This window comes from Anaerosporobacter sp. (assembly GCF_965301125.1).
This window is the reverse complement of the sequence record NZ_CBDLAM010000200.1, coordinates 1-6159: the sequence shown is the minus strand read 5'-3', so window position 1 is coordinate 6159 and position 6159 is coordinate 1. Positions and strand designations below refer to the sequence as shown.

Sequence of the window (6159 nt, the reverse complement as noted above, 5' to 3'; positions counted from 1 at the left end):
GCGTACGAATGGCAGACAATCAATTACAAGAGAAAACGTCTGAAATAGATTCTAGCACAGATGGAACTATTATCGAGAAATTACAAGAACAGAACTTAGAGATAAAAGATATAAGATGGTCATATGATGACATAAATATATTGTCATCAGGTATTGATAGGCTTATAGATCTACGAAGTCATCTTAGTGATTTAAAGGTATATAAAGATAATGTCAAGCAATTAGAAGCAGAAGATTTAGATCTTGAAAGAATCATTATAGCGAAAGAAAGAACCATTGACGCTGAAATCGATACTGTTATTAAGAAACGTAAAGCGGAGGTAAGTGCAACGTTTGACTCACAACTTGATAACACCAAAGCGGAAATTAAGAAAGTGAAATCAAAAAGGGAAAAGAAAAAGAATAAGAAAGTATCTGAGAGAATTGAGGACGAGACTGGGGATTTACGAAGAGAGAATAAACAATTACAGGAAGACATTAAACGTACTATGAAGAATGATGGGGTCCCTAAAATATTTAATACAAGATTATTTCATGCATTATATTACCCTAAGGGATTAGCTGATTTGGGAATTGATTTAATTTGTGTCTTAGTGCTGTTTTTGTTATTGCCAAATGTTATATATCGTTTTGTAGTTAAGACGGACAAGCCAATTATTATGGCACTTATTTACTTCGTTGTAATTCTTATTTTCGGAGCAGCATATCTGGCATTGAATTCAAAACTTAAAAATCAATATCATGAAACATTTAAAAAAGTGAAAGAAATTCGTGTTGAGATTTTAAAGAATAATAAAGAAATTAGTAAAATAAAAAAGGCTGTTATAAAAGATAAAGATGAAAGTAATTATGGACTAGAAAAATATAATAAAGAAATAAAAGAACTGGAAGAGACCATGGATCTTATCACAAATAGAAAGAAAGAATCCATAATAGAATTTGAAAGTACTTCAAAGACAATAATTGCAAATGAGATTCGTGAGAAAAATAAGCCTGAATTATTAAATCTTCAGCAAAAACATGAAGAAGTACATGAACTAAATAAAGAATACTCCAATAAAGTGAAAGAATTAGAGATGCAGTTAGCATCTACGTATGAAGCATATCTAGGGAAGGAATTCATGAATTTAGAGAAATTGGAAAAACTAATTAAAATCATGGAATCCAAAGAAGGAATGGTTATTTCAGAAGCTATGAAGCTATATAAGGATCAGATATTGAATAGCTAAGAAGATGATGTTGCAAAAGCACTATGTTATTAAAACTAAGTGCTTTCAAACACCACAAAAAACAACTTTTCTATAGCTGACTAACCATACGTCTAGTTAGCACGTAAAGGAAGACAGAATCGAATACCTAAACAGATACAATCAGCTAATTTCATAACCACATTAAGTCTTGTTGTTTGAAGTAGCATATTATCTAATAAACCAGAAAAGTTAACAATACCAGTGATGAATAAATCACCAACAGCAGGAAGGTCTTTTGAAACACCAGCACCAGGTTTCAAAGGACCTTCTCCTAGTGTAATGAAGCCTACATGATTACTATTTCCTAAAGAGGCATCAATAGCAATCAGTATAGAATCTTTATGACTTTCTTTAATCTTTTCAATGGTTTCTCGCAAATTCTTTGCATGAACAGGTTCATCAAGAGTCCCGTAAATTGTATAGTTTTTATATTCAAGCTCAGATAGTTTATATCCAATGATTGGACCAAGAGAGTCTCCAGTTGCGCGGTCGGAACCAATACATAAGAATACAATTTCTTCACGAGATTTATCTAAGGATTGAACTAATTCCCCGAGGATTTTGCTAAACTGATAAGCGCAGTATCCATCGGCCGAATTAAAGTAATATACTTTTCTTTTATTTTTTTGTTGAACTAACAATAAAATTTCACCACCATATAATTAATATAAAGAAAGTATTACCACTTGACAGGATAACTAGACAAACTTTTGAACGCAAAAAACAACAAAAAATTATGCTTCTCCGTGTATTGTTTCATGTATTAGGTAAGAATCTCATGAAAATAAAGATTATTTGTAATTACATAGAAAAAACTTATGGATTAAGCAGTTAGTTTTTTGACAAAAACATCTCGAATTATATGCTAAGATACCGTAAAACAATAATAACTTAGTTCATTTGATTTGTGTACATAGACAAGCAAATTGATTAATTGGTTATAGATCAAGAAAGGAAGTTTTGCATGATACAGAGCATATATAGTAATGAGGAAATGGACACAAAAGAAAGAAAAGAAAGTTCAACATTTAAGATGCCAAAAAACATACGACAAATAGGACAAATTGATTTATCTAAGAAAATATATGCAGAAGATTATGTAATGACCTATATTAAGCAATTATCAGAAAAAACAACAGTCGGTGAGCGAAAGGCTGTATTACTTGGACAATACATAAAATCAGAAGGCTGTAGACATATTTTTATCAATGGAGCAGTGGAGATTATTGAAACTGTAGAAAATAATAAAGGTACTATGTTTTCTAATGAAGCATGGTCAGAGATATATGATTGTATAAAAAAATATTTTACAAACGTTGAGATTGTGGGTTGGTATATAACCAAAAAAGATGGGCCTTTTGATGTGGACGAGCATATAACGAGGATGCATTTAGATAACTTTTCAGGACAAGATAAAACACTTCTTGTATATGATGCGGTAGAGAAGGAAGAGGCATTCTATTTCTATGATAAAGGTAAGCTTAAGAAGCAAAGCGGCTATTATATCTACTATGATCGAAACGAAGAAATGCAAAATTATATGGTAGAGAATAAAGAACATGTTAGCAGCGATGATGGGTATGTGGATCTTGCAACTCAAAAGATTAGGAAAGTTATTGAAGCCAAAAATGATGCAAATAAGCAAAAGAGCATGATGCCGCTAGTTTATACGGCAAGTTCCTTGCTTGCTGTTGTTGTGCTTGTAATTGGAGCGACTATGGTAAGTAATTACGATAATATGAAAGATACGGCAGATTCCATAGCAGTATTATCAGATGGAGTCTCAAATACACAGGATGAGAAAGAAACGTCTTCTGGGGTAACGCAGGTGGAAACAGTTCCTTCTGTGATTGAGAAAGGAAATAATGAAACCGATGCTGAGGCAGAAAATTCAACTATAGATAATGCAGATGTACAAGCTATGATTGAAGAAAATGAGGTAGCCAAAGGAGAAACAGGAACCAAAGATGATTCAAAGGATAAATCCAATGACAAATCCAATGACAAATCCAATGATAAATCTATTGATAAGTCCAATGAAGATAGTTCTACAAAGGAGAAAAATACTGATAAAAATAAGACAAAAGACGAAGAAACTACCAAGGAATCCAATGAACAAACAATGGCAACAAGTAATAAGTATACCATTAAAAAGGGGGATACCTTAGTATCGATTAGTACTAAGATGTATGGAACAATTAAAGGTGTAGATTTGATTAAGGAAGCTAATAATATTGAAAATGAAGATTTAATCTATGAAGGGCAAGAAATAGTAATTCCAGAATATAAATAAATGAGTGGAGTTGTTGCAAGTTGCTACTAGTGCAAATTGTAACAACTCCTTATTATTATAGAAATTCCTTGTATTGCTTATAAAGACAAAATAAGGTATAATATCTAGCGTGAGTTGTATTACAAGAATCCTTGTAATAAACAAAGATGAGAAGTGTTGAAAGAGCTTTGAAATTTAGGAAAGGAGCCATGCAACGCCTATCTTTCAACGTATATATTAGGGCAATGTCACAAGATGAATTGAGATATGCATGGGTATTCGAGTGGAGAAAAAAGATAAAGAAGATGCTTCTGTTTTTGAAAATAAGATGAAGCAGTATAGACAACGAAGAGCAATTATTATTGCACTTGTATGTATTGCTGTATTGGCAGTTGGATTTTATTTTTTAAATCGATTTCTTACAAAAAATTACAATAGTTATGAAGTTCTAAATTCAAAAGCAAGAGAAGATAGTAACACAGTACAATATATGAGTTATAATAACAAACTTATAAAATATAGTCGAGATGGTATATCTGCATTATCAGCTGATGGTAAAGTATTATGGAATGCATCTTATGATATGCAAAATCCCAAAGCAGTTATATGTGAAGGATATGTTGCAGTAGCAGATATTGGAGGAAAACAGGCCTATTCATTCGACAGCAAAGGGACTACATATACGCTAACTACGACGCTTCCAATTATTGATGTGTGTATATCACGGCAAGGAGTGCTTTGTGTTACAGTTGAAGGGGATGATTATAATCAGATATTGCTATATGACTCTGCTACTGGCACAAAACTAGTAGGGAAGCAGACAGCAGTGCAGGATAATGGGTATCCAATAGATGTAGTAATGTCAAATGATGCAAAAAAGATGGTCTGTTCATATGTAAGAGTTGAAAACGGTGTGTTAGAAACAGATATTGGATTTTATAACTATACTAAAGTTGGAGATAACTATGAGGATCATTTAGTAGGAGCCATACCATTTCAACAAACAGTTGTACATGACATTGTATTCTTAGGTAGCAATACAGTTTTATTATGTTCAGATAAAGGTTTTTCAATTTATGAGATACTCGAGATACCAAGAGAGATTGCTACAGTAACGTTTGATACAGAGATAAAGAGTATGTTTTATACTAATGAATATTTTGGGTTTATTAGTGAAAATAGTGATGAAGAAGGTAAAAGACAACTATTGCTATACAATTTGAAGGGTAAAAAAGTTCTTACGAAGAATATCACATTTGATTATGAATCAGTTCAAATGTCAGGTAAAGACATAATATTCAATTCGGAGACAGAGATTCGAATCATAGAGACAGATGGAAATTTAAAATTTAAGTATACGCTTAAGACTCCAATTGTAAGTATTATGCCAAGTAACGATAAAGATGAGTATATATTGATTAATGATCAGAACATTGATCATATTAAATTAGTGGAGGATTAGAAATAGTGAATTGGTTAGTGATTGCAGTAGCAGCTGTTTTGGTAGCTTTTGCTTTAAAGGGGAGAAAAACTGGTTTTATTAAAACAATATTTTCAATATTTTCAATTATTATTGCAATCGTTTTATCGTCTGCAATAAGTCCTTATGTTAGTAAAGCATTACGGTCAAATGAAAAGTTCTATAACAATATCAATGATCATGTAGAAGATGTTGTTAAATTAAAAGTGAAAGATAAAGATAAAACAACAGTATCAGAACAGGTAGAAGCTATTAATAAGTTATCATTACCAGAATCTATTAAAAAGAACTTACTTGAGAACAAAAGCAACTCTGAAGTATATAAAGCTTTACAAGTAGATACTTTTAAAGAATATGTGAATGGCTATATAACAACACTTGTAATTAATGCAATATCATTTCTTATCACTTATTTAGTTGTAACAGTTTTATTGGTTATCGTATGTGGTGCATTGAATATAATTAGTAAGCTACCAATTATTAATGGACTTAATAAGACCGCAGGATTATTGGTAGGATTACTTGAAGGGTTACTAGTAATCTGGGTGTTGTGTATTGTATTGACCGCTTTCAGTAGTACACAAACCTCACAAAAATTGTACGAATTGATTCAAGAAAGTCAGTTTTTAAGTTGTTTATATAATAATAATTTATTATTAGGCTATATAACTAATATTGTTAAGGTTTTATTTTAGGTAAAATTATAGCTTTGAACGTACAAATTGAATATTTAGGAGTTATCGTATAACCAGTTAAGAAGTAAGTTATTTTTTAAGAAGTAACTTACTTCTTTAATTTGTTACTACGGTAACTCCTTTTTTAGTATATTAATAAGATTTCAAGTAATAATAAGTTATCGTACAGAGATTTACGTACAGAACTTTATTGTTTTAATATCGTCTAAATATAACGAATTATTAGAATTATTTAAAAAAATAAAAAAAGATGAAAAAAGTTGTTGACATAGTCTTTGGATAGTGATATAATCAATTTTGCTGACACGCCAAAGCGCTTGTACAGCGAAAGAACATTGAAAATTAAACAGTGAAACAACCCTGAAAATTCCAATCGTATCACAAGGTGATACGAAATAAGATTTTCAAAAAATATATGTACTTTTAGTACACAGTAATGTCGAAAGACAAAACGGAAACAAA

The 6159-nt window shown here is 31.1% G+C and carries 5 protein-coding genes; 4 read left to right on the top strand and 1 reads right to left on the bottom strand.

Annotated features, from left to right (window positions below; genetic code table 11):
- A partial coding sequence (locus ACW2QF_RS16575; RefSeq protein WP_455717122.1) for a hypothetical protein occupies window positions 1-1229 on the top strand: 1229 nt, incomplete at its 5' end.
- 92 nt (window positions 1230-1321) lie between these two features.
- On the opposite strand, the gene yyaC is transcribed toward ACW2QF_RS16575, so the two are convergent.
- On the bottom strand, window positions 1322-1891 hold the full coding sequence (yyaC, locus tag ACW2QF_RS16570; protein WP_455717121.1) for a spore protease YyaC: 570 nt from the start codon (window positions 1889-1891) through the stop codon (window positions 1322-1324).
- A 323-nt stretch (window positions 1892-2214) separates the two neighbouring features.
- Between yyaC and ACW2QF_RS16565 the strand changes: the two genes are divergently transcribed.
- The 3 genes from ACW2QF_RS16565 (at window position 2215) to ACW2QF_RS16555 (ending at window position 5697) form a co-directional block, all read left to right on the top strand.
- Complete coding sequence (locus ACW2QF_RS16565) at window positions 2215-3543, top strand: LysM peptidoglycan-binding domain-containing protein (protein WP_455717120.1); 1329 nt, start codon at window positions 2215-2217, stop codon at window positions 3541-3543.
- Window positions 3544-3793: 250 nt separating this feature from the next.
- Window positions 3794-4984 carry a DUF5711 family protein gene (locus tag ACW2QF_RS16560; protein ID WP_455717119.1) on the top strand — a complete coding sequence of 397 codons (1191 nt, stop codon included), beginning with the start codon at window positions 3794-3796 and terminating at the stop codon, window positions 4982-4984.
- A gap of 5 nt (window positions 4985-4989) precedes the next feature.
- Window positions 4990-5697, top strand: a complete 708-nt coding sequence (locus tag ACW2QF_RS16555) for a CvpA family protein (RefSeq protein WP_455717118.1) — start codon at window positions 4990-4992, stop codon at window positions 5695-5697.
- Window positions 5698-6159 lie beyond the last annotated feature (462 nt).